The following is a 20,995-nucleotide window of genomic DNA, read 5'->3' as shown; positions in this document are numbered from 1 at the left end:
CATGAAACCGCAGCCGATGCGCCTGGGGGACCTGTCAGTGGCTTTCGTCCATAGCCTGGCCGATGCGGTCGCCAGCCACGGACAGGATCCCCAGCCCTTGCTGGAACAATATGGCCTCGATGCCGCACGCCTCGCGGAGCCTGGGGCACGGTTGTCGATTCCACGCTACATGCGCCTGGGCCATGCCGCGATCCAGCAGACGGCAGACCCGGCCCTGGGCCTGCGCATGGGGCGCCTCAGCCGCTTGAGCCAGGCTGGCCTGGCCGGTGTCACCGCGGCCCAGGCCCCGACGGTCCGCGAAGCCGCACGCTGCATGGTTCGCTTCGAGCCGCTCTACGGCTCCAACTACCGTGGTCAATCGAGCTTTCACGAAGATGCCCAGGGCGCCTGGGTACGGTTCTATTCCATCAGTCCGTATAACGCCTATAACCGCTTCGTCGTGGACTCGATCATCGCCGGCTGGCTCCAGCAGCTCTCCAGCGTGAGCGGCAACCCGCTGCGAGCCGAGCGCATAGAGATCGAATTCGAAGCGCCGGCCTACCTGGAAGCCTACCGGGCACTCGGTGATTGCCCGATCATATTCGGGGCCGAACAGAACCAGTTGCGCCTGGGCCTGGAAAGCCTCGCCCAGCGCAACCCACAGCACTGCCCCAGCACTTGGCGGCACCTGCTGCAACTGTGTGAACGGGAACTGGAACAACTCACCCGCACCCGCAGCCTGCGCGAGCGCATCATCCAACTGCTGGGGCCGTTGCTCAGCGGTGGCCGTGAACCCGGCCTGGAAGAAGTGGCGGCACGCCTGAAGCTACCGACCTGGACGCTACGCCGAAAACTGGCGGAAGAAGGCACACAATTTCGCGCCATTCTCAACGACACTCGGCGCGACCTGGCCATGACCTACATTCGCGACACTGAACTGGCGTTCGGTGAAATCGCCTATTTGCTGGGGTTTGCCTCAGCCGAAGCATTTCAACGCGCGTTCAAGCGCTGGAATGGCCAGACGCCCGGAGAGTTTCGTCGCAGTCATCGGAACAAATGAGCCTCGAGCCCGCCGCCTGCTGCCTTCCTACAGCTCGGTGGCGTCCTCGGCGGGTTCCGGCGGATCCAGCTCATACGCCTGATATTCCAGCAGCTCTTCCTGATAGTCGTCCATTGCGAATCCTTCCCCTGTTCGTTGAAACCGATGCCTGATGGCGCTGGTATCAGCATAAAGCTGCTTTATGAATAAAACATGAAGCAAAAGCTTCATGAATTAAACGTAGCACAACGGCAGGAAATTAAAGGGTGATCTGTGGCAAGGTATTTCAACCTCGCCACAAGGCTTCACGAGGCAGGCAGCGGCTGGATGGGTTCAGAGGGAGGCGGCAGGTCACTGGGCGGGGGCGGCGTGATGGGCTCCTGGGTCGGCTCCGGCGCTGTAACGGGCACGGCCTCCCCTGATGGCGCTACTTCACTGGGCGCGATCGGTGCAGGTTCCGCAGGAGGCACCACTGGTTCCGAGGCCGCTGGGAGGACCTGAGCCGGGGCTGGCGCAGCTTCCTGCTGCGTCGGCGCTACGGGCGCCGGGGCTGACGGCTCCGGCATCGGCGCAGGCGTCAACGCGGCAGGCTCTACCCTGGTTTCCGGAACGCCCAGCTCAGCTTTCGGTTTATCGGCACTTTCAGCGCCCTTCTTCGCTTCCGCTGGCAGGAATGCCTCCACCAGCGCAAAGAAACGCTCATAGAACTTGGCCGCCGATACCGTTTCACTGGCGACCTTGACCATCGAATCATCCGACGAACCGATGGGCATCGACACCGACCCCAGCACTCCCACGCCCAGGCTGGCGGAGTTGTTGATCTTCTTCAGCGCGTAACGGTCCTGCAGCGCGTTGGCGAACATGGTCGAACGGTGTCCGGTGCCGCTGTCCTGCGCGCAGACCAGGTTGAAGCTGATCTCCATGTGAGTATCACCGGTCTGCTGGAAGCTCTTGTGGCCGCTGACCAGTTTCGGATCGCTGCTGGTAATGATGTAGCCCTGGCTGAGCAGCGCACGGCGCCCGGCCTCGCAGGTCGCTGCATCGCTCACCGGATAGGTCCGGGAATAGGTACCGGAGTCATCGAAGTTCTCATGCTCGTAAATGGCGGCTTTCTTCGACGAGCAACCGGCTGCGACAGCCAGCATCAGTGCCAGCCCGACGGTGCGCATGTGAAATGATCTGAACATTGAACATCCTGAAGAAAACGGTCCGGGGCGCATTGTGCAACACAACGCTTCCGGTGATGTGGGGATTCGTGTCTCAAAGGGGTTACAAGTCTACCGGGGGATGTTTATCGGAAAAAGACGCAAACCCGGCGGATCGATGAACATCCTGTTAATCGCAACGCGCAGAAACAAAAAACCCCGACTTTCCAGTCGGGGTCTTTGTGAAGCGAACTACCGGAGCATCAGTACCGCTTGATGTCCGCTTCGCTCTCCAGCTGCTTGCGATAAGCCGCGAAGTCCTGCTGACCAATTCGGGAGGCCAGGTAGCGACGGTATTCGGCTTTCTCTGCGTCGGTCGGCGCCGCAGCCTCGTTCACCCCGTTCAGGCGCACGATCATCAGGCTTCCATCAGGCAAGGTGACGCTGGTGAACGTCGGCTTGTCCTTGGATTCCGGCTTGGGCATGCGGAACAGTGCCTGCAGGACGGCTGGATCGATGCCTTCCTGGCTGCGAGTCGCCGCCTCGGTGACTTTCCAGCCCTGGCCATCGACAGGCTTGTCCAGTGCGGTCTTGCCTTCGCGCAGGCTAACGATCAATTCGTCCGCCCGGGTCTTGGCTGCCGCGCTGGCATGCTCCTTCGTCAACTGGGCGCGAATGGCCGTTTCGACGCGCTCCAGGGGAAGCTGCTCGGGCTTGCGGTGTTCCTTGGCGCGCAGCACGACGACGGTTTCCGGGTCCAGTTCGATGGCGGTGCTGTTGGCGCCATCATCGAGTACTTCCGGGCTGAACGCGGCGGTGACAACGGCGCGGTTGGCCGCGATCCCTTCCCCACCTTCGCGACCGAACGGCGCGGACGTATGAACGGTCAGTTTCAGGTCCTGGGCCGGCTGGGCCAGATCGGAGGCTTCGAAAGAGGCATCTTCCAGTTGCTTGGTCGCCTCCACGAAACGCTGCTCCACTTGCTGAGTCTTCAGTTCGCGGGTCAGCTTGTCCTTGAGGCTGGCAAAACTCGGCACCTCAGGCGCCTCGACGCCCAACAGCTTGATCAGGTGGAAACCGAAATCGGTACGCACCGGCGCGGACACCTGATCCTTGTTCAAGGCATACAGGGCCTTTTCGAATTCCGGGTCATAGACACCCGGACCGGCATAGCCGAGATCACCGCCATTGTTCGCCGAACCCGGATCCTGGGAGAACTCCTTCGCCAGGGCTTCGAACGATTCGCCCTTGGCCAGGCGAGCCTGGATGTCCTCGATCCTGGCCTTGGCCTGGGCCTCGGTGACCTTGTCATTGACCTCGATCAGGATATGCGCCGCCCGACGTTGCTCGGACAGGTTGGCGATTTCCTTCTGGTAAGCCGCCTGCAGGTCTTCATCCTTGACGCTGACCTGATCGAAGAACGAGGCCTTCTTCAGTTCAAGGTAATCGATCACCACCTGATCGGGAGTCATGAACTCCTTGGCGTGCTTGTCGTAATAAGCCTTGACCTCGTCATCGGTCAGCTTCACCGCCGACGCGTCGCTCTTGATGGTGAGGGTGGCGAAATCACGGGTCTGTTTTTCCAGGCGGGCGAATGCCAGCACCTGGGCATCGGTGACAAAGCCACTGCCGGCCAGGCCGGCGCGCAACTGGCCGATCAGCATTTCCTGGGCCAGCATCTGGCGGAACTGCATACGGCTGTAGCCCAGTTGGCGAATCACCTGGTCGAAGCGCTCGGCGCTGAATTTGCCGTCGACCTGGAACTCAGGTGTCTGCAGGATTACCTGGTCCAGCGCGGCTTCGGAGAAAGCGAATTTCGCGTCATGGGCGCCTTGCAGCAGCAGCTTGCGGTCGATCAGCCCCTTGAGGGCCGAGTCGCGCAGCATTTTTTCGTCCAGCAAGGAGGCGTCGAAATCCTTGCCCAGCTGTTGCATGAGCTGGCGACGTTGCATATCGACAGCCTGGCTCAGCTCGTTCTGGCTGATTTTCTCGCCGTTGACCTTGGCCGCTTCATTGCTGTTGCTGGTGGCTTGAAAAATGGCATCGAAACCGGTCAACGCCATCAGTGCGACGATGACTCCGATGATGGTCTTGGCAATCCAGCCCTGTGAATTGTCCCTGATATTCTGCAGCATGCGTCCCCCAGAAACGGTTGAACTTCAAAAATTAGGCAACCGTGGAGCGTGGGTAGAATCCGGATAGAAGAAAGGCGCATCCGAGGATGCGCCTTCTCGTTACTGGCGGAGCGGACCGGGCTCGAACCCGCGAGCCCTGGCACGACAGGCCGTTTGAAAACCGACCGTGTTACCGCTCCGCTGCCAAGCCAGGCATGACCCCGACCCGGATAAACTCAATGAAACCTTAGTTGACGGCGTCTTTCAGTGCTTTACCAGCCTTGAAGCTTGGCTTCTTGGCGGCCTTGATTTGCAGAGCCTGGCCAGTCTGAGGGTTGCGACCGGTACGAGCCGGACGATCAGTGACGGAGAAGGTGCCGAAACCAACCAGAACAACGGAGTCGCCAGCCTTGAGAGCGCCAGTGACGGATTCGATTACAGCGTCCAGCGCACGGCCAGCAGCAGCTTTCGGGATATCAGCGGATGCAGCGATAGCATCAATCAGTTCCGACTTGTTCACTCTAAGTCCCCTTATATCTATTTGAGATGATTCTAAGTTTTTTTGGTGAAAGCAAAAACGAGTGCTGAATGGCCTACAGACACTTAAGAGCCGCTTTATAACAAGGGCTCTAAAAAACTGTCAAGGAAGCCCCCCAGGCAAATGCGTGTTAATGCGTGCTAATTCTTTCCTTAGAGTCAGACTCTCGCTTTTCGTCCTTCGCGACTATCTCCGGAGCCACATCCGGCAAGGGCTCCGGCGCGTATTGCAGCGCAATTTGCAGGACTTCGTCAATCCATTTAACCGGTTTAATCTGAAGATCCTGCTTGATGTTGTCGGGAATTTCCTTGAGATCACGAACATTCTCTTCGGGAATGATCACGATCTTGATCCCACCGCGATGCGCCGCCAGCAGTTTTTCCTTGAGCCCACCAATGGCCAGTACCTGGCCACGCAGGGTGATTTCGCCGGTCATCGCCACATCGGCGCGCACCGGAATGCCGGTCAGGGCCGAAACCAGGGCCGTGCACATGCCTACGCCAGCGCTGGGGCCGTCCTTGGGCGTCGCCCCTTCCGGCATGTGGATATGGGTGTCGCGCTTCTCGTGGAAGTCCACGGGGATGCCCAGGCTACGGGCCCGGCTGCGCACGACGGTCTGGGCCGCGGTGATCGATTCGACCATCACATCGCCCAGGGAACCGGTCTTGATCAGTTGCCCCTTGCCCGGTACGACTGCCGCCTCGATGGTCAGCAATTCGCCACCGACCTGGGTCCACGCCAGCCCGGTCACCTGACCGATCTGATCCTGCTGCTCGGCCAGGCCGTAACGGAACTTGCGTACGCCCAGGAAGTGCTCCAGCAGGTCCGAAGTAACCTTGACCGCGAAGCGTTTTTCCAGCGCATGCTCCTTGACCGCCTTGCGGCAGACCTTGGCGATCTGCCGCTCCAGACCGCGCACGCCCGCTTCGCGAGTGTAGTAACGGATGATGTCGCGGATCGCCTCCTCGTCGAACTCCAGCTCGCCTTTTTTCAGGCCATTGGCCTGGATCTGCTTGGGCGAAAGGTATTTGACGGCGATATTGATCTTCTCGTCCTCGGTGTAGCCCGGCAGACGAATCACCTCCATCCGGTCCAGCAGCGCTGGCGGAATGTTCATGGAGTTGGAGGTGCAGAGGAACATCACGTCCGACAGGTCGTAGTCGACCTCAAGGTAGTGATCGTTGAAGTTGTGATTCTGCTCGGGATCGAGGACTTCCAGCAATGCAGAGGCCGGATCGCCCCGCATATCGCTGCCCATCTTGTCGATTTCGTCCAGAAGGAACAGCGGATTGCGCACGCCGACCTTTGTCATCTTTTGAATCAATCTTCCCGGCATCGACCCGATGTAAGTCCGGCGATGCCCGCGGATTTCCGCCTCGTCACGCACGCCACCCAGAGCCATGCGAACGAATTTACGGTTGGTCGCGTGGGCAATCGACTCCGCAAGGGAGGTTTTACCGACCCCGGGAGGACCGACCAGGCAAAGGACCGGGCCACGAATCTTTTTCACGCGTTTCTGTACGGCGAGGTATTCGAGGATGCGCTCCTTGACCTCCTCCAGGCCGTAATGGTCGGCATCGAGGATATCTTCGGCGCGAGCCAGGTCCAGACGCACCTTGCTCTGGGCTTTCCATGGCACCTGGACCAGCCAGTCGATATAGGAGCGCACCACGGTGGCCTCAGCGGACATCGGCGACATCTGCTTGAGCTTGTTCAGCTCGGCCTGGGCCTTGGCAAGGGCGTCCTTCGGCAGGCCGGCAGCATCGATTCGCTTCTTCAGCTCTTCGATCTCGTTATGGCCTTCGTCTCCGTCACCCAGCTCCTTCTGAATGGCCTTCATCTGCTCATTCAGGTAGTACTCGCGCTGACTGCGCTCCATCTGCTTCTTGACCCGACCGCGGATGCGTTTTTCGACCTGCAGCAGGTCGATTTCGCCGTCGAGCAACGCCAATACATGCTCGACACGGGCGGACAGGTCGATGATCTCGAGGATTTCCTGCTTCTGCTCGATCTTGAGGGCCATATGCGCGGCCATGGTATCGACCAGGCGCCCAGGTTCATCGATGCTGTTGAGCGACGACAGGACCTCTGCCGGCACCTTCTTGCCCAACTGCACGTACTGCTCGAATTGAGACAGCAGGCTGCGGACAAACACCTCGGACTCACGCTCAGGCACCTCGGCTTCGTCGATCAGCGACACTTCGGCACGGCAATGGCCGTTTACTTCGCTGAAGCGCTCGACCGCACCCCGTTGCTCGCCTTCGACCAGAACCTTGACCGTGCCGTCAGGCAGCTTGAGCAGTTGCAGAACCGTTGCAATCGTACCTACGCGATAAAGTGCGTCTTCGCCGGGATCATCGTCAGCAGGATTTCTCTGAGCCAGCAGAAGGATCTGCTTGTCACCCGTCATCGCAGCCTCGAGGGCTTCGATGGACTTCTCGCGCCCCACGAACAGCGGGATAACCATGTGCGGATACACCACGACATCGCGCAATGGCAGGAGAGGCAATTCGATGGTTGTCTTCATGATTTCGCCTCTACGGCGGCACTAAGGCCGGAAACAGATGAATGTAAGCTTGAAACCAAGATGGGGGCAGCCTTGAAAAAAAACAAGCGCTAAGACACGTCTAAATCACGCTAAAAGCAAAGGGGCCCGAAGGCCCCTCCTTTATTCCGGCGACCGGACGCTCAGGCGTCCGGGGCAGCCTTGGCAGCCGGCTCACTGTTTTCGTAGATATACAGCGGCTTGGACTTGCCTTCTATGACGCTTTCATCGATCACGACTTTACTCACATCGGACTGCGAGGGAATCTCGTACATCGTGTCGAGCAATACGCCTTCGAGAATCGAGCGCAACCCACGGGCACCGGTCTTGCGTTCCAGGGCACGTTTGGCAACCGATTTCAGCGCGTCGGAACGGAACTCCAGGTCTACACCCTCCATTTCGAACAGCTTGGCATATTGCTTGGTCAGGGCGTTCTTCGGCTCGGTCAGGATCTGCATCAATGCAGCCTCGTCCAGCTCGTCCAACGTCGCCAGGACCGGCAGGCGACCAACGAACTCCGGGATCAGACCGAACTTGACCAGATCGTCAGGCTCGACTTCACGCAGGGACTCGCCAACCTTCTTGCCCTCTTCCTTGCTGCGGACCTCGGCATTGAAACCGATGCCCCCACGGGTGGAACGGTTCTGGATGACCTTTTCCAGGCCGGAGAACGCGCCGCCGCAGATGAACAGGATGTTACGGGTATCGACCTGCAGGAATTCCTGCTGCGGGTGCTTGCGCCCGCCCTGGGGCGGAACGGAAGCGACCGTGCCTTCGATCAACTTGAGCAAGGCCTGCTGCACGCCCTCGCCGGAAACATCCCGGGTGATGGACGGGTTGTCGGACTTGCGGGAAATCTTGTCGATTTCGTCGATGTAGACGATGCCCATCTGGGCTTTTTCCACATCGTAGTCGCACTTTTGCAACAGTTTCTGAATTATGTTCTCGACATCCTCACCCACGTAGCCCGCCTCGGTAAGGGTGGTCGCGTCGGCGATGGTGAAGGGAACATTCAGCAAACGAGCCAGTGTCTCGGCAAGCAGGGTCTTACCCGAGCCTGTCGGGCCGATCAGCAGGATGTTGCTCTTGCCGAGTTCGACCTCGTCATTTTTTTTGTCACGTTGGTTCAGGCGCTTGTAGTGGTTGTACACCGCTACGGCCAGTACCTTTTTCGCGCGCTCCTGACCAATTACATACTGGTCGAGGATGCCGCTGATTTCTTTGGGCGAAGGCAACTTATGCGCGCTGCTTTCGGCCTGGGCTTCCTGCACCTCCTCGCGGATGATGTCATTGCACAGGTCGACGCACTCGTCGCAAATGAAGACCGAGGGACCGGCAATCAATTTGCGTACTTCATGCTGGCTTTTGCCACAGAAGGAGCAATAAAGCAGTTTGCCGTTGTCCTCGCCGTTGCGGGTGTCAGTCATTCGATCGATCCAAATCCGATAGGCTTGCAACACAAGATGAAGGCAATTGCGGGCTTTTTCAAGCCCGCAGGCGGCCGGTCATCCCAACCACCTGCATTTTGAACGACTCAGGCAGGCATCTGACGCTTGTTAATCACGGAGTCGATCAGGCCGTACTCGGCCGCACGCTCGGCGCTCATGAAGTTGTCACGCTCGGTGTCTCGCTCAATGGTTTCAAGGCTTTGGCCGGTATGATGGGCCAGCAGCGAGTTCAGACGCGAACGGATATGGAGGATTTCCTTGGCATGGATGTCGATGTCCGACGCCTGGCCCTGGAAGCCGCCCAACGGCTGGTGGATCATCATGCGCGAGTTAGGCAGGCAGTGACGCTTGCCCGCTGCGCCGCCGGCGAGCAGGAAAGCACCCATGCTGCAGGCCTGGCCGATGCAGATGGTGGAGACGTCCGGTTTGATGAACTGCATGGTGTCGTAGATCGACATGCCAGCCGTCACCGAACCGCCAGGTGAGTTGATATACAGATGGATATCCTTGTCCGGGTTTTCCGCTTCAAGGAACAGCAGTTGTGCCGCCACGAGGTTGGCCATGTAGTCTTCGACGGGCCCGATCAGGAAAATGACGCGTTCCTTGAGCAGGCGCGAATAGATGTCATAGGCACGTTCGCCACGAGCGGACTGCTCGATAACCATCGGGACCAGGCCGCCTGCGGCCTGGATGTCAGAGCTCTGCTGATAAAAAGAATTGCGGGACATGTCTCGCAGTCACTCCCAAATAGTTATGTCTTGAATACGCATAAGCCAGCGCGAAGGCTGGCTTATGGTGTGTATTTCTTACCGCAGAAAAATCAATCGGCTTGTGCAGCTTCCACCGGCTTGACCGCTTCTTCGTAAGAGACCGCTTTATCGGTCACGCTAGCTTTCTGCAGAACAGTATCCACAACTTGTTCTTCCAGCACAACCGAACGGACTTCGTTCAGCTGCTGCTCGTTCTTGTAGTACCAGGACACGACTTGCTCAGGCTCCTGGTAAGCCGAAGCCATTTCCTGGATCAACTCGCGAACGCGGGCGTCATCAGGCTTGAGTTCGTACTGCTTGACCACTTCGGCTACGATCAGACCCAGCACGACGCGGCGCTTGGCCTGCTCTTCGAACAGCTCGGCTGGCAGTTGGTCCGGCTTGATGTTGCCACCGAATTGCTGGACGGCCTGCACGCGCAGACGATTCACTTCGTTGTCCAGCAGCGCCTTCGGCACTTCGATCGGATTGGAGGCCAGCAGACCGTCCATGACCTGGTTCTTGATCTTGGACTTGATGGCCTGACGCAGCTCACGCTCCATGTTCTTGCGAACTTCGGCGCGGAAACCGTCGAGGCCGGTTTCCTTGATACCGAACTGGGCGAAGAACTCTTCGTTCAGTTCAGGCAGCTTCGGCTCGGAGACACTGTTGACGGTCACGGTGAACTCGGCGGCCTTGCCGGCCAGGTCCAGGTTCTGGTAGTCCTCAGGGAAGGTCACGTTCAGAACGCGCTCCTCGCCCGCTTTCGCGCCGACCAGGCCATCTTCGAAGCCTGGGATCATGCGACCGGAGCCCAGCACCAGCTGGGTAGCCTTGGCGGAACCGCCGGCGAACACTTCACCGTCGACTTTGCCGACGAAGTCGATGTTCAGCTGGTCTTCGTTCTGCGCAGCACGATCGGTCACTTCGAAACGGGTGTTCTGCTTGCGCAGGATGTCCAGCATCTTGTCCAGGTCGGCGTCCGATACTTCGGCGCTCAGGCGCTCGACAGCGATGGACTCGAAGCCGGCAACGGTGAACTCAGGGAACACTTCGAACGTGGCGACGAACTCCAGGTCCTTGCCTTTTTCCAGCACTTTAGGCTCGACGGATGGAGCACCGGCCGGGTTCAGCTTCTGCTCGACAACCGCTTCGTAGAACGAAGACTGGATCACATCGCCCACTGCTTCCTGGCGCGCATCAGCTTCGTAACGCTGACGGATCACGCTCATCGGCACTTTGCCTGGACGGAAACCTGGGATTTTGGCCTTTTGTGCAGTCTGCTGCAGACGCTTGTTGACCTGAGTCTCGATGCGATCAGCAGGCACGATGATGCTCATGCGACGCTCAAGAGCAGAAGTACTTTCAACAGAAACTTGCATGGATATTCCTCGTTGCACAGACGTTGGCCGGGTGTTTCCGACCCCAGAATCAAGGGCATGCATTCTAGTAGGTCAAACTCAAGAAGTCACCCTACTGAAAACAACCGGAAAACAAGCACCGACATTAAGGGGAGACAAACGGTCATGCCTCGCCCGGATTGCAAATTCAGCCAGTCAAGCCAGGAGCTCTGGACCAACGCTTCTATATATAGAAGCGAGCACTCGTCGCTCTTCGGTACTCAGCCCCGCCGGAAGACCAACGGCATGCCGTGTATCATCACGAAACACAATCACCGCGAACCGCCAGCCGCGCCGAGCGAGACCGGACCGGACATGAACAGCCGATCGCCAGAAACAAAAACGGCGCAGTCCTCTTCAGGTACTGCGCCGTTCTCTGCTAATTGAATAGCGATTTGTATGGTGCGGACGGAGAGACTCGAACTCTCACACCTTGCGGCGCTGGAACCTAAATCCAGTGTGTCTACCAATTCCACCACATCCGCATGTCCAGCGACTTGTATAAACGACCCGGACATCTGGATCAGTTTGAAGCCCCTGGCTTTTAAAGCAAAGGCGCCAGACTGTTAGATCTGGCGCCTTTTAGAATATGGGGTGGACGATGGGGATCGAACCCACGACAACGGGAGTCACAATCCCGTGCTCTACCAACTGAGCTACGCCCACCATATTGCCTTGTTGCGTTACTTGTGCCAAAGCTGCCTAATGGCGCACCCGGCAGGACTCGAACCTGCGACCATCCGCTTAGAAGGCGGATGCTCTATCCAGCTGAGCTACGGGCGCCTTTTTAATCTGTATTCTTTGACGATTACAAACTAAGTGCTTTCAGCTTTGCCGAATTGAAACAACCAACTCCGCTCAACCTACTTAACCAGTGCTAGGCTGTGCCCGACAAGTGCGACGAATGTTATAGACGGCCTGACAGGTCGTCAACTCTTTTCTAAAAAAAATTCATTTAATTAAAGGGGTTAGGGGAATTTGCAGACCAAGCGCCTTTGCCCTCACGCCTCGGCATGCGAGAATGCGCTCTCTTTTTTTCCCCTCTCGATGGTTAACCACGCGCAATGACTGCACAACTTATCGACGGCAAATCGATCGCCGCCAGCCTGCGCCAGCAGATCGCCCAACGCGTTACCGAGCGTCGCCAGCAAGGCCTGCGCACCCCCGGTCTTGCGGTGATCCTGGTCGGCAGCGATCCTGCCTCTCAGGTTTATGTCTCGCACAAGCGTAAAGACTGTGAAGAGGTCGGCTTCCTTTCCCAGGCCTACGACCTGCCTTCCGAAACCACCCAGCAAGCGTTGGCCGATCTGATCGATCGTCTCAACGATGACCCGAACATCGATGGGGTCCTGCTCCAGTTGCCCCTGCCTGAGCACCTCGACGCTTCCAAGCTGCTGGAGCGTATCCGCCCGGACAAGGACGTCGACGGTTTCCACCCTTATAACGTCGGCCGCCTGGCCCAGCGCATCCCGCTGCTGCGGCCCTGCACGCCCAAAGGCATCATGACGCTGCTGCAAAGCACTGGCGTGGATCTCTATGGGCTCGATGCCGTGGTCGTGGGCGCATCCAACATCGTTGGTCGCCCGATGGCCATGGAATTGCTGCTGGCCGGCTGCACGGTCACTGTGACCCACCGCTTCACCAAGGACCTGGCCGGCCACGTCGGACGCGCCGACCTGGTGGTCGTGGCCGCCGGCAAACCCGGCCTGGTGAAGGGCGAGTGGATCAAGGAAGGGGCCATCGTCATCGACGTGGGCATCAATCGCCAGGATGACGGCAAGCTGGTGGGCGACGTGGTCTATGAGACCGCACTGCCGCGCGCCGGCTGGATCACACCGGTGCCTGGCGGAGTGGGCCCGATGACCCGTGCATGCCTGCTGGAAAACACCTTGTACGCGGCGGAAACCCTGCATAGCTGATCGCAGCTTCAGCCGCCTGCCCCCTGCGGAAGCCAGTGGCGCTTTCGCAGGCGTTTCTGCGCCTGATCGAACGACACGCACGCCCTCCCTCATCGCCACTCGATGACATATTTTTCAGGTTCGATCCTGCAGGATCGCACCCGATTAAATTTTATTCATTCACTCGCACCCGCGGCGCAGGCATGTAGCGCGGTTGTCACCCATACTCATAAAATGCAGCGCTTTTTTCAAAGCCGTTGCCGAACGGTACCTTACAACTCCATCGAGTCTACTCGCGTGAAAATCCGTCTTTCGATCCTCAGCCTGTTCTTCGCTTTCTCAGGCGCCCTTGCCACCCAGGATGTCCACGCGCAGGAAACCATCGCGACCCCACGAGACACCTCGAAACTGCAAGTCGCGTCGGGCAGCGCGATGCTGTTGGACCTGCAGACGGATAAAGTCGTCTACTCCAGCAACCCGGACGTGGTGGTTCCGATCGCGTCGGTGACCAAATTGATGACTGGCCTGATCGTGCTGGACGCCAAACAGAACCTGGACGAATACATCTCCATCACGATTGCCAACACACCCGAGATGAAAGGTGTGTTTTCCCGGGTCAAGCTCAACAGTGAACTGTCGCGCCGCGACGTACTGCTGATCGCCTTGATGTCTTCGGAGAACCGCGCCGCCGCCAGCCTCGCCCACCACTACCCGGGCGGTTACGCGGCCTTCATCGCCGCCATGAACGCCAAGGCCAAGGCCCTTGGCATGACCAGCACTCATTATGTCGAGCCCACTGGCCTGTCGATCCATAACGTCTCCACCGCCCGGGACCTGACGAAGCTGTTGATCGCCGCTCGCAAATATCCGCTGCTCAGCGAATTGAGCACCACCAAGGAAAAGACCGTCACCTTCCGCAAGCCGGTCTACAGCCTGGGCTTTCGCAACACCGATCACCTGGTCCACAGGGGCAACTGGGATATTCAGCTGACCAAGACCGGCTTTACCAACCAGGCCGGACATTGCCTGGTGCTGGTGACGAAAATGGGCAATCGCCCGATGGCGCTGGTCATCCTCGATGCCTTCGGCAAATACACACATTTTGCCGACGCAAGCCGGATTCGCAGCTGGGTCGAAACCGGCAAGAGCACCAGCGCTCCGGCCGTGGCCCTGCAATACAAGGCAGCAAAAAACCTGAAAAGCCGCCAGACCGGTGTGGTGGAAGCCTCCCAATAAGCGTGCGGCAATAAATGAACAGCCCCGGATATCCGGGGCTGTTTGCGTTCAGGGCTTGAGATTGCCCAACGGATCATAGGCCTTGGAAGAAGGCGGATCCTGCTCTTTCCTGTCGTCCCGCGGGGCCTTGGCCGGTCCTATCGGGTCGACCTGGGGATCGTCGAGATCCGGCGAATCCGGATCGAATCCCAGGTCGTCTTCGGCGGACGAGTGTTCGGAAGAATGGGGCCCTGTGGGGGTTTTCGACTGTGCCATACGTGCCTCCTCGAATCAGGGCCCGAACGTCGGAACCCTGACGATAAGAGCCCCTGGCAGCTCAGGTCGTGCCCGGCAGGTGACGAACGGGGCAGGCACTCAATGGGCCGCACCCAGGGCCTTGCTGGCCCGAGCCGCCGCTTGCTCCTGCCCTGCCCCGGCCAGCTCGTCGGCAGCCTTCAGCCAGCGCCGCGAGTCAACGTTGGCCGGCAGTTGCGTCGGTCGCTGGAGCAATACAGCCCAGCCACCGGCGTCCTTCAGGGCAGACTCGAACCCACTGAAACTCATCGACAGCCGGCGGTTCATGCCCGAACGCAGCAAGACCGTCTGCTTCTGCCGGTTGTAGCCGGCAAGGATTGCGTACCGAGGCCCGGACCAGAATGCGGAGCCTTCGGTGTAACGCAGCAATACGGGGTTGCCCGCCGCAACCTGCTCCAGCAGTGCGTCCAGGCGACTGTCGAGCGGGTACACCACCAGCCCGTACTCACGCGCCAACGTCTGCATGTTCTGCTGCAGATGGGCTTCGCCGCCCGGCAAATGCAGCGGTTTCTCCAGCAGTCCTGGCGTGATCACCGTGCCTTGCAGGGTCAGCAGGGCCGCCAGGGACTGCGGCGCGCCCAGGTAAAGCTCGCCGCGATAGAACGGCACGCTATTGAGCTCGACCCGTTCGGGCAGGCGCTGGATCTGGGGCGACACCCCACCGGCGCAACCCGCCAGGGCCACCAGACAGGCAACGGCAGATACCAATGATCGGATAGAGGGAATGACCGACGACATGATGACTCTCTTGTTCAGGCACCCGGCATCCGGGCCAGGCTTGGGGCGTCGATCATAAGATGCCCGCGCCTCCCTGGTATAGCCTTTAACCGCAGTCTGGTCGCCGCAATAGAACGATCCGGTCCGACGCCAAGGGATGCGTTCGACTGCTTGCAATACTTGAACAGCTAAACTGTCCATTGAACAGAGTGCGTTGCCCCGATCCGGGGTTGAGGAGGCCCTATGAGCCTGACGACCACCATTGTGATGCTTGTATTCGGCTGGCTGAGCGTAGCGACGGCCATGCTGTGGGGGGTCCTGCGGATCACCCGCCGTCATCATCACGCACCGCCACAAACGGAAAAAACCGCGAAACCCGCCAGGCGCCACGTCGCCGCACACTGACCGATCACTATCCAGCATGAAAAAAAACCGCCCGGGCATGGACCCGGGCGGCTTGTTCATGACCTCGTGGAATCAGGCGTTTTCGGCTTCGACCGAAGCCTTTTGCCGGGCACGGCGGGCCATCATGTTCAGCACTTCAATCGCAGCCGAGAACGCCATGGCCGCGTAGATGTAGCCCTTGGGCACGTGGGCCCCGAAGCCTTCGGCGATCAGCGTCATACCAATCATGATCAGGAAGCCCAGGGCCAGCATGACCACCGTCGGGTTGTCATTGATGAACTTGGCCAGCGGCTCCGCAGCCAGCAGCATCACCAGCACCGACACGACCACTGCGATGATCATGATCGGCAAGTGCTCGGTCATGCCCACGGCCGTGATGATGCTGTCGATGGAAAACACCAGGTCCAGCATCAGGATCTGACCGATCGCGGCAGCAAATCCGAGGGTCACGCCAGAGGTGGCCGACTTGGGATCATCCGGCGCAGGGTCCATGCTGTGGTGAATCTCGGTGGTGGCTTTCCACAGCAGGAACAGACCGCCGGCAATCAGGATCATGTCCTTCCAGGAGAAGGCCTGGCCAAGGATCTCGATGACCGGTTCCGTGAGCTGCACGATGAACGCGATGGTACTCAACAGACCCAGACGCAGGAGCAACGCCATGCCGATACCGATCCGCCGAGCCTTGGCGCGATGCTGTTCGGGCAGCTTGTTGGTCAGGATCGAAATGAAGATCAGGTTATCGATGCCCAGCACGATTTCCATGACGACCAGGGTCGCCAGGGCGATCCAGGCTGTAGGGCTGGCGACGAGTTGTAAAAGATAATCCATAGGTCAGTCCTGACTCGATATGACGGGTTAGATGGCTTGGGTGGAAGATTTGGGTTCAGCTGCCGATTCGTCAGCCTCGTCCGCTGGTTCTTTCTTTGGACTGATCAGGCCGCCCGTGGCCTCGTTCAGCGCCTGCTCGGCGGCCTTGTGGGTGTCGTCGATGGCCTTTTTGGCGGTTTCCACTGCCTGTTCCTTCAACTGCTCGGCCAGGTGCTGGGCGCTTTTTTCGGCCTGCTCGCAGCCTGCCAGCGTAAGGGAAGACATCGCAAACAGGGCTACAAGCCCCAAGGATCTGAATGTCATTGGATAAAGTGCCTCTCAGGGTAGAGGGAGCACGAAGATGCCCCACCGATGGAGCAGCATTCTAGAGAGACCGATAGTTCAGGGAAATTCGTATTTTCAGCGGTTATACTTCGGTTTTTCCGAATCGGTGCTTCCATGCTCAATTACCGGCAACTGCATTACTTCTGGGTCGTGGCCAAGACAGGCAGCATCGTACGGGCCTGCGAACAACTGAACCTGACTCCACAGACCATCAGCGGGCAGATCTCCCTGTTCGAGCAGACGTACCACATCAAGCTGTTTCGCCGCGTAGGACGTCAGCTGGAACTGACACAAGCCGGTCGCCAGGCTCTGCCCTATGCCGAACAGATGTTCCAGTTGGGAGGCGAGCTGGAGCTCATGCTGCGGGCCCAGCCCAACGAACAACAGGCGCTGTTCCGGGTCGGGGTGGCGGATGTGGTGCCCAAGTCCATTGTCTATCGGCTGTTGGCACCGACCATGGAGTTGAGCGTGCCCCTGCGCATCACTTGTCGCGAAGACAAACTCGAACGGCTGCTGGCGGACCTGGCGATCCAGCGTCTGGACATGGTGATTTCCGATAGCCCGATGCCGACCCACCTGGACATCAAGGGTTACAGTCAGAAACTGGGGGAATGCGGCATCAGCTTCTTTGCCACCACCGCCCTGGCCGAACAGTACGGGCAGGACTTCCCTCGCGGCCTGCAAGACGCCCCCTTGCTGATTCCCGGTCCGGAAACCGTGGTGCGCAGCCGCCTGCAACGCTGGTTCGCCGAGCAGCAGATCCAGCCACGTATCGTCGGCGAATTCGACGACAGCGCGCTGATGCAAGCCTTCGGTCAGTCAGGCAGCGGGATCTTCATCGGCCCGAGCGTGATCGCCGAAGAGGTGATACGCCAGTACGGCGTGCGGGAGATCGGCCGGACCGATGCCGTGAGTGAATCGTTCTATGCCATTTCCGTGGAACGCAAGGTCAGTCATCCGGGCATTGTCGCAATTGCCGAAGGGGCTCGGCGCGAACTGTTTGGCCCTGACTGAACGTCATCAGCAACAAGGCCAGCAGGATCGAGACCAGTATGAACCCGGCCGCCGCGAACCCGACACTGCCCAGGCCCAAGGTATCGATGACGCGTCCACCCACCATCCTTCATCAGACGCACATGACTGACCAGGAACAGGGCGGCCTGGGTCACGCCCCAGATGCCCATCGCCGCCGCCAGCCCCAGGGTGGAATGAATGCTCGGCACCAATGCCACCATGCCGCCGATCATGAACAGACAGAAGACCATCGAGGCGATCAGCGGATGCCGGTCCACCGCGCGGCCTCCCAGGGAGTTGCCCAACAGCCCCACGGCCCCGAAGCCCATCAGGCACCAACCCACCAGCGTGCCGTCGAAACCGGCGAGACGTTCGAGAATGTCGGCCAGGTAGGTATAGGCCGTGAACATGCCGCTGAACACCAGGATCGACAGCAGGACATGCCCCTGCATCAACGGGCTGCGCAGGATCTTGAACTGCGAGCGGAAGCTCACCTGATGCAGGCGCAGGCTGGTTTTCGGCAGATAGACGAACAGCAGCAACGCCTTGGCAAAGGCGATGACCGCCAGGATCGCGAAAGCACTGCGCCAGCCGAACATGTCGGAAATCAGTGTGCCCACTGGAATCCCGAATACCGTGGCGCAGACGATGCCGAATCCGATCCGGGCTATGGCGCGCCCGGCATGTTGCGGCCCGACGATATCCACGGCCGTTTCGCTGGCCAGTGCCCAGAACACCGGCAAGCCCAGGGCCGGGACCAGCCGGGCGATCGCCATGACCCAGATATCGGGGGCAACGGCCGCCAGTGTGTTGGCCAGTCCGAACATCAGCAGTACGCTAATGAACAGCTTGCGCCGTTCGAAACGGGCGAACCAGGCAGTCAGGAACGGCCCGAACGCCGCCACCGTAAATGCGAAGAGCGTCACCAGCAGCCCGGCCTGGGGAATGCTGACATGCAGGTCGCGGGCAATGGACGGCAGGAGGCCGACAATGATGAACTCCGTGGTCAGCACGGTGAAACCGGCGGCCGACAACAGGAAAATGGGTAACAGCATGCATAACTCCAGCAAAACGACGACACCAGCGTTGGCCCAGGGGCCCGCTGGCGGAATAGAAAGATGAGAAGCCCAAAGCCTAACAGAATGTCCGCGACAGACAAATTCACTTGAACACCGGGTGACGGATCGTCACAGGTCCGTCAGATTTCTTCCCGGGCTGTGCTAAAGTCCGCGCCCTCAAATACGTAACACTCTTCCGGCTCCGCTCATGTGGCCTGCCCGCCTGTTGCCCTGATCGTCGCCCGTTGCTCACAAAAAAAATATCTGGATGGTCGTCATGACTGCTTTATCCCCTTCCCTGTTGCAACGCTTCAAACGCACCGGCCTGGTGACGCAAATCGTCATCGGCCTGATCCTGGGTATCGCCCTGGCCTGGCTGGCGCCGGACGTGGCGAAGTCCACTGCCTTCATCGGCAAGGTCTTCGTGTCCGCGCTCAAGGCCGTGGCGCCAATCCTGGTGTTCGTGCTGGTCATGGCCTCGATCGCCAACCACAAGCACGGCCAGGAAACCCATATCCGGCCGATCCTGTTCCTGTACCTGCTGGGCACCTTCGCCGCGGCCGTGGTCGCGGTGGTAGCCAGTACGCTGTTTCCGTCCAGCCTGGTACTGTCCACCCAGGACGTCGCCGTTACCGCTCCCGGTGGTATCAGCGAAGTGCTGCAGAGCCTGCTGCTCAGCGTGGTGGACAACCCTGTCCGGGCGCTGATGGACGGCAACTTCATCGGCATCCTGGCCTGGGCCATCGGCATGGGGATCGCCATCCGTCATGCCGGCCAGACCACCCGCACCGTACTGGAGGACCTCTCCAACGGCGTGACGGTGATCGTACGCCTGGTGATCAGCTTCGCGCCGCTGGGGATTTTCGGCCTGGTCGCCTCGACCCTGGCGACCTCCGGCTTCAGCGCCCTGCTCGGCTATCTCCATCTGCTGACGGTCCTCATCGGCTGCATGCTGTTCGTCGCGTTGGTGGTCAACCCGCTCATCGTGTTCTGGAAACTGCGTCGCAACCCCTACCCGCTGGTGTTCACCTGCCTGCGCGAGAGTGGCATCACCGCATTCTTCACCCGCAGCTCGGCGGCAAACATCCCGGTCAACCTGGAACTGAGCAAGCGCCTGGGCCTGCACGAGGACACCTACTCGGTATCGATTCCCCTGGGTGCAACCATCAACATGGCGGGCGCCGCCATCACCATCACCGTGCTGACCCTGGCGGCCGTACACACCCTGGGCATCGTGGTGGACGTGCCGACCGCCGTGCTGCTGAGCGTGGTGGCGGCCATCTGCGCCTGCGGTGCGTCCGGCGTGGCCGGCGGATCGCTGTTGCTGATTCCCCTGGCATGCAGCCTGTTCGGCATTCCCAGCGAAATCGCCATGCAGGTCGTGGCCGTCGGTTTCATCATCGGCGTCCTGCAGGATTCGGCGGAAACCGCATTGAACTCGTCTACGGATGTGCTGTTCACGGCGGCGGCTTGCCTGGGTGAAGAAAAGAAGCTCGCACGCACGGCCTGATGCATTGGAAGAATCCCAGCCTGGGCCGTGGATGAACCCGCCCCTTCGCGGGCATGGTCACGCCCATGAAGCTAGACAGGGCCCCCCAGGCCCGGCCCACACCCATCGAAAGTCATGAAAAAGCCCGGGACGGCCCACACCGTCCCGGGCTTTTTCATGCTGCCAGGGCTTAGAACGCGCCCATGTAGTCGCGCTTGCCGATTTCCACACCGTTGTGACGCAGCAGTGCGTAAGTGGTGGTGACGTGGAAGAAGAACTGCGGCAGGCCGTAGGTCAGCAGGTAGTTCTGGCCGGTGAAGCGCTTTTCCTTCGGCGTACCCGGACGGGTGACGATCTCGATATTTTCCTTGCCGTCGATCTGCTCGGGGCGGATGCCGTCGATGAAAGCCAGCACCTTGGCGATCAGGGCCTGCAGTTCGGCGAAGGTGGTTTCGCTGTCGTCATATTTCGGCACTTCGATTTCAGCCAGCCGCGCGGAGACGCCCTTGGCGAAATCCACCGCGATCTGCACCTGACGCACCAGCGGGAACATGTCCGGGTACAGCCGGGCCTGCAGGAATGCGTTCGGCTCGATGTTTTTCGCGCTGGCATGGGCTTCGGCCTTGCTCAGGACGTCACTCATGGCGTTGAGCATCTGCTTGAAAACCGGGATGGAAGCGGCGTACAGGGAAATAGTCATGGGGATCTCATGCAGGTGATGGAAAAAAGAGTCTTATCAAGCGTCGGCGATTATAGACACGCTGTCGCGCAGCTT

Annotated in this window: 20 protein-coding genes and 3 tRNA genes; 6 read left to right on the top strand and 17 right to left on the bottom strand. The window is 59.6% G+C overall.

Translation table 11 applies throughout. The features are described from left to right. Window position 1 precedes the first annotated feature (1 nt). A complete protein-coding gene (locus BLP99_RS02000; RefSeq protein ID WP_092179578.1) occupies window positions 2–1,039 on the top strand; it encodes an AraC family transcriptional regulator in 1,038 nt (345 codons plus the stop codon). A 27-nt stretch (window positions 1,040–1,066) separates the two neighbouring features. Here the strand turns inward: BLP99_RS02000 and BLP99_RS26060 are convergent, their stop codons facing one another. From BLP99_RS26060 to BLP99_RS01950, 11 genes are all read right to left on the bottom strand, one after another. Then, window positions 1,067–1,249, bottom strand: coding sequence for a hypothetical protein (locus BLP99_RS26060; protein WP_143007925.1), 183 nt, complete (start codon window positions 1,247–1,249; stop codon window positions 1,067–1,069). 74 nt (window positions 1,250–1,323) lie between these two features. Beyond that, window positions 1,324–2,205, bottom strand: a complete 882-nt coding sequence (locus tag BLP99_RS01995; RefSeq protein WP_072430382.1) for a DUF2242 domain-containing protein — start codon at window positions 2,203–2,205, stop codon at window positions 1,324–1,326. Between the two features lie 221 nt (window positions 2,206–2,426). Continuing rightward, the gene (locus tag BLP99_RS01990) at window positions 2,427–4,298 is read right to left on the bottom strand and encodes a SurA N-terminal domain-containing protein (protein ID WP_072430381.1); all 1,872 of its coding nucleotides are present in this window, start codon (window positions 4,296–4,298) and stop codon (window positions 2,427–2,429) included. A 226-nt stretch (window positions 4,299–4,524) separates the two neighbouring features. Next, on the bottom strand, window positions 4,525–4,797 hold the full coding sequence (locus BLP99_RS01985; RefSeq protein ID WP_072388887.1) for an HU family DNA-binding protein: 273 nt from the start codon (window positions 4,795–4,797) through the stop codon (window positions 4,525–4,527). A gap of 148 nt (window positions 4,798–4,945) precedes the next feature. Beyond that, complete coding sequence (gene lon, locus BLP99_RS01980; protein WP_072388888.1) at window positions 4,946–7,342, bottom strand: endopeptidase La; 2,397 nt, start codon at window positions 7,340–7,342, stop codon at window positions 4,946–4,948. Window positions 7,343–7,503: 161 nt separating this feature from the next. Beyond that, entirely contained in the window at window positions 7,504–8,787 is a 1,284-nt protein-coding gene (gene clpX, locus BLP99_RS01975; protein ID WP_030140022.1) for an ATP-dependent Clp protease ATP-binding subunit ClpX, read from the bottom strand. Between the two features lie 107 nt (window positions 8,788–8,894). Beyond that, complete coding sequence (clpP, locus tag BLP99_RS01970; RefSeq protein ID WP_003183177.1) at window positions 8,895–9,536, bottom strand: ATP-dependent Clp endopeptidase proteolytic subunit ClpP; 642 nt, start codon at window positions 9,534–9,536, stop codon at window positions 8,895–8,897. A gap of 92 nt (window positions 9,537–9,628) precedes the next feature. Next, window positions 9,629–10,939 (bottom strand): trigger factor, encoded by a 1,311-nt coding sequence (gene tig / locus BLP99_RS01965; protein ID WP_072388890.1) that lies wholly within the window; start codon window positions 10,937–10,939, stop codon window positions 9,629–9,631. A gap of 418 nt (window positions 10,940–11,357) precedes the next feature. Next, a tRNA-Leu gene (locus tag BLP99_RS01960) sits at window positions 11,358–11,442 on the bottom strand. Between the two features lie 105 nt (window positions 11,443–11,547). Continuing rightward, window positions 11,548–11,623, bottom strand: a tRNA-His gene (locus BLP99_RS01955). A gap of 40 nt (window positions 11,624–11,663) precedes the next feature. Further along, window positions 11,664–11,740: transfer RNA gene (locus tag BLP99_RS01950), tRNA-Arg, on the bottom strand. Between the two features lie 281 nt (window positions 11,741–12,021). On the opposite strand from BLP99_RS01950, the gene folD reads away from it, so the two are divergent. Next, window positions 12,022–12,876 carry a bifunctional methylenetetrahydrofolate dehydrogenase/methenyltetrahydrofolate cyclohydrolase FolD gene (folD, locus tag BLP99_RS01945; RefSeq protein ID WP_072388893.1) on the top strand — a complete coding sequence of 285 codons (855 nt, stop codon included), beginning with the start codon at window positions 12,022–12,024 and terminating at the stop codon, window positions 12,874–12,876. Between the two features lie 276 nt (window positions 12,877–13,152). Then, entirely contained in the window at window positions 13,153–14,091 is a 939-nt protein-coding gene (pbpG, locus tag BLP99_RS01940) for a D-alanyl-D-alanine endopeptidase (protein ID WP_072388895.1), read from the top strand. Window positions 14,092–14,139: 48 nt separating this feature from the next. Here pbpG and BLP99_RS01935 read toward each other — a convergent pair whose 3' ends face one another. Continuing rightward, window positions 14,140–14,346: a DUF6021 family protein gene (locus BLP99_RS01935; RefSeq protein WP_072430378.1), complete on the bottom strand. Its 207-nt coding sequence runs from the start codon at window positions 14,344–14,346 to the stop codon at window positions 14,140–14,142. Window positions 14,347–14,445: 99 nt separating this feature from the next. After that, on the bottom strand, window positions 14,446–15,123 hold the full coding sequence (locus BLP99_RS01930) for a hypothetical protein (protein ID WP_072388899.1): 678 nt from the start codon (window positions 15,121–15,123) through the stop codon (window positions 14,446–14,448). Between the two features lie 222 nt (window positions 15,124–15,345). On the opposite strand from BLP99_RS01930, the gene BLP99_RS26360 reads away from it, so the two are divergent. After that, entirely contained in the window at window positions 15,346–15,507 is a 162-nt protein-coding gene (locus BLP99_RS26360; RefSeq protein ID WP_165887621.1) for a hypothetical protein, read from the top strand. Between the two features lie 72 nt (window positions 15,508–15,579). On the opposite strand, the gene BLP99_RS01925 is transcribed toward BLP99_RS26360, so the two are convergent. Together BLP99_RS01925 and BLP99_RS01920 are read right to left on the bottom strand one after the other, a co-directional pair. After that, entirely contained in the window at window positions 15,580–16,335 is a 756-nt protein-coding gene (locus BLP99_RS01925; RefSeq protein WP_072388901.1) for a TerC family protein, read from the bottom strand. A 27-nt stretch (window positions 16,336–16,362) separates the two neighbouring features. Continuing rightward, on the bottom strand, window positions 16,363–16,638 hold the full coding sequence (locus BLP99_RS01920; RefSeq protein ID WP_072388903.1) for a hypothetical protein: 276 nt from the start codon (window positions 16,636–16,638) through the stop codon (window positions 16,363–16,365). A gap of 135 nt (window positions 16,639–16,773) precedes the next feature. Here BLP99_RS01920 and nhaR point away from each other — a divergent pair, with 135 nt between their 5' ends. Continuing rightward, a complete protein-coding gene (nhaR, locus tag BLP99_RS01915) occupies window positions 16,774–17,673 on the top strand; it encodes a transcriptional activator NhaR (protein WP_072388905.1) in 900 nt (299 codons plus the stop codon). Here the strand turns inward: nhaR and BLP99_RS01910 are convergent. Next, the gene (locus BLP99_RS01910; RefSeq protein WP_371128573.1) at window positions 17,613–18,728 is read right to left on the bottom strand and encodes an MFS transporter; all 1,116 of its coding nucleotides are present in this window, start codon (window positions 18,726–18,728) and stop codon (window positions 17,613–17,615) included. The two genes, nhaR and BLP99_RS01910, sit on opposite strands and share 61 nt — an antisense overlap. Window positions 18,729–19,008: 280 nt before the next feature. On the opposite strand from BLP99_RS01910, the gene sstT reads away from it, so the two are divergent. After that, window positions 19,009–20,241, top strand: a complete 1,233-nt coding sequence (sstT, locus tag BLP99_RS01905; RefSeq protein ID WP_072388907.1) for a serine/threonine transporter SstT — start codon at window positions 19,009–19,011, stop codon at window positions 20,239–20,241. Between the two features lie 169 nt (window positions 20,242–20,410). Here the strand turns inward: sstT and BLP99_RS01900 are convergent, their stop codons facing one another. Then, on the bottom strand, window positions 20,411–20,920 hold the full coding sequence (locus BLP99_RS01900) for a DUF1993 domain-containing protein (protein ID WP_072388909.1): 510 nt from the start codon (window positions 20,918–20,920) through the stop codon (window positions 20,411–20,413). Between the last annotated feature and the right edge of the window lie 75 nt (window positions 20,921–20,995).

The organism is Pseudomonas sp. NFACC32-1, from assembly GCF_900101215.1.
Lineage (GTDB): Bacteria > Pseudomonadota > Gammaproteobacteria > Pseudomonadales > Pseudomonadaceae > Aquipseudomonas.
The sequence above is the reverse complement of the archived record's forward strand: the minus strand, read 5'-3'. Positions and strand labels throughout refer to the sequence as shown.

Bases quoted from the DNA above. Each gene is read 5' to 3' on its own strand.
- BLP99_RS02000 (WP_092179578.1), top strand. From the start codon at position 2: ATGAAACCGCAGCCGATGCGCCTGGGGGACCTGTCAGTGGCTTTCGTC.
- BLP99_RS26060 (WP_143007925.1), bottom strand. From the start codon at position 1,249: ATGAAGCTTTTGCTTCATGTTTTATTCATAAAGCAGCTTTATGCTGAT.
- BLP99_RS01995 (WP_072430382.1), bottom strand. From the start codon at position 2,205: ATGTTCAGATCATTTCACATGCGCACCGTCGGGCTGGCACTGATGCTG.
- BLP99_RS01990 (WP_072430381.1), bottom strand. From the start codon at position 4,298: ATGCTGCAGAATATCAGGGACAATTCACAGGGCTGGATTGCCAAGACC.
- lon (WP_072388888.1), bottom strand. From the start codon at position 7,342: ATGAAGACAACCATCGAATTGCCTCTCCTGCCATTGCGCGATGTCGTG.
- clpX (WP_030140022.1), bottom strand. From the start codon at position 8,787: ATGACTGACACCCGCAACGGCGAGGACAACGGCAAACTGCTTTATTGC.
- clpP (WP_003183177.1), bottom strand. From the start codon at position 9,536: ATGTCCCGCAATTCTTTTTATCAGCAGAGCTCTGACATCCAGGCCGCA.
- tig (WP_072388890.1), bottom strand. From the start codon at position 10,939: ATGCAAGTTTCTGTTGAAAGTACTTCTGCTCTTGAGCGTCGCATGAGC.
- folD (WP_072388893.1), top strand. From the start codon at position 12,022: ATGACTGCACAACTTATCGACGGCAAATCGATCGCCGCCAGCCTGCGC.
- BLP99_RS01935 (WP_072430378.1), bottom strand. From the start codon at position 14,346: ATGGCACAGTCGAAAACCCCCACAGGGCCCCATTCTTCCGAACACTCG.
- BLP99_RS01930 (WP_072388899.1), bottom strand. From the start codon at position 15,123: ATGTCGTCGGTCATTCCCTCTATCCGATCATTGGTATCTGCCGTTGCC.
- BLP99_RS26360 (WP_165887621.1), top strand. From the start codon at position 15,346: ATGAGCCTGACGACCACCATTGTGATGCTTGTATTCGGCTGGCTGAGC.
- BLP99_RS01925 (WP_072388901.1), bottom strand. From the start codon at position 16,335: ATGGATTATCTTTTACAACTCGTCGCCAGCCCTACAGCCTGGATCGCC.
- BLP99_RS01920 (WP_072388903.1), bottom strand. From the start codon at position 16,638: ATGACATTCAGATCCTTGGGGCTTGTAGCCCTGTTTGCGATGTCTTCC.
- nhaR (WP_072388905.1), top strand. From the start codon at position 16,774: ATGCTCAATTACCGGCAACTGCATTACTTCTGGGTCGTGGCCAAGACA.
- BLP99_RS01910 (WP_371128573.1), bottom strand. From the start codon at position 18,728: ATGCTGTTACCCATTTTCCTGTTGTCGGCCGCCGGTTTCACCGTGCTG.
- sstT (WP_072388907.1), top strand. From the start codon at position 19,009: ATGACTGCTTTATCCCCTTCCCTGTTGCAACGCTTCAAACGCACCGGC.
- BLP99_RS01900 (WP_072388909.1), bottom strand. From the start codon at position 20,920: ATGACTATTTCCCTGTACGCCGCTTCCATCCCGGTTTTCAAGCAGATG.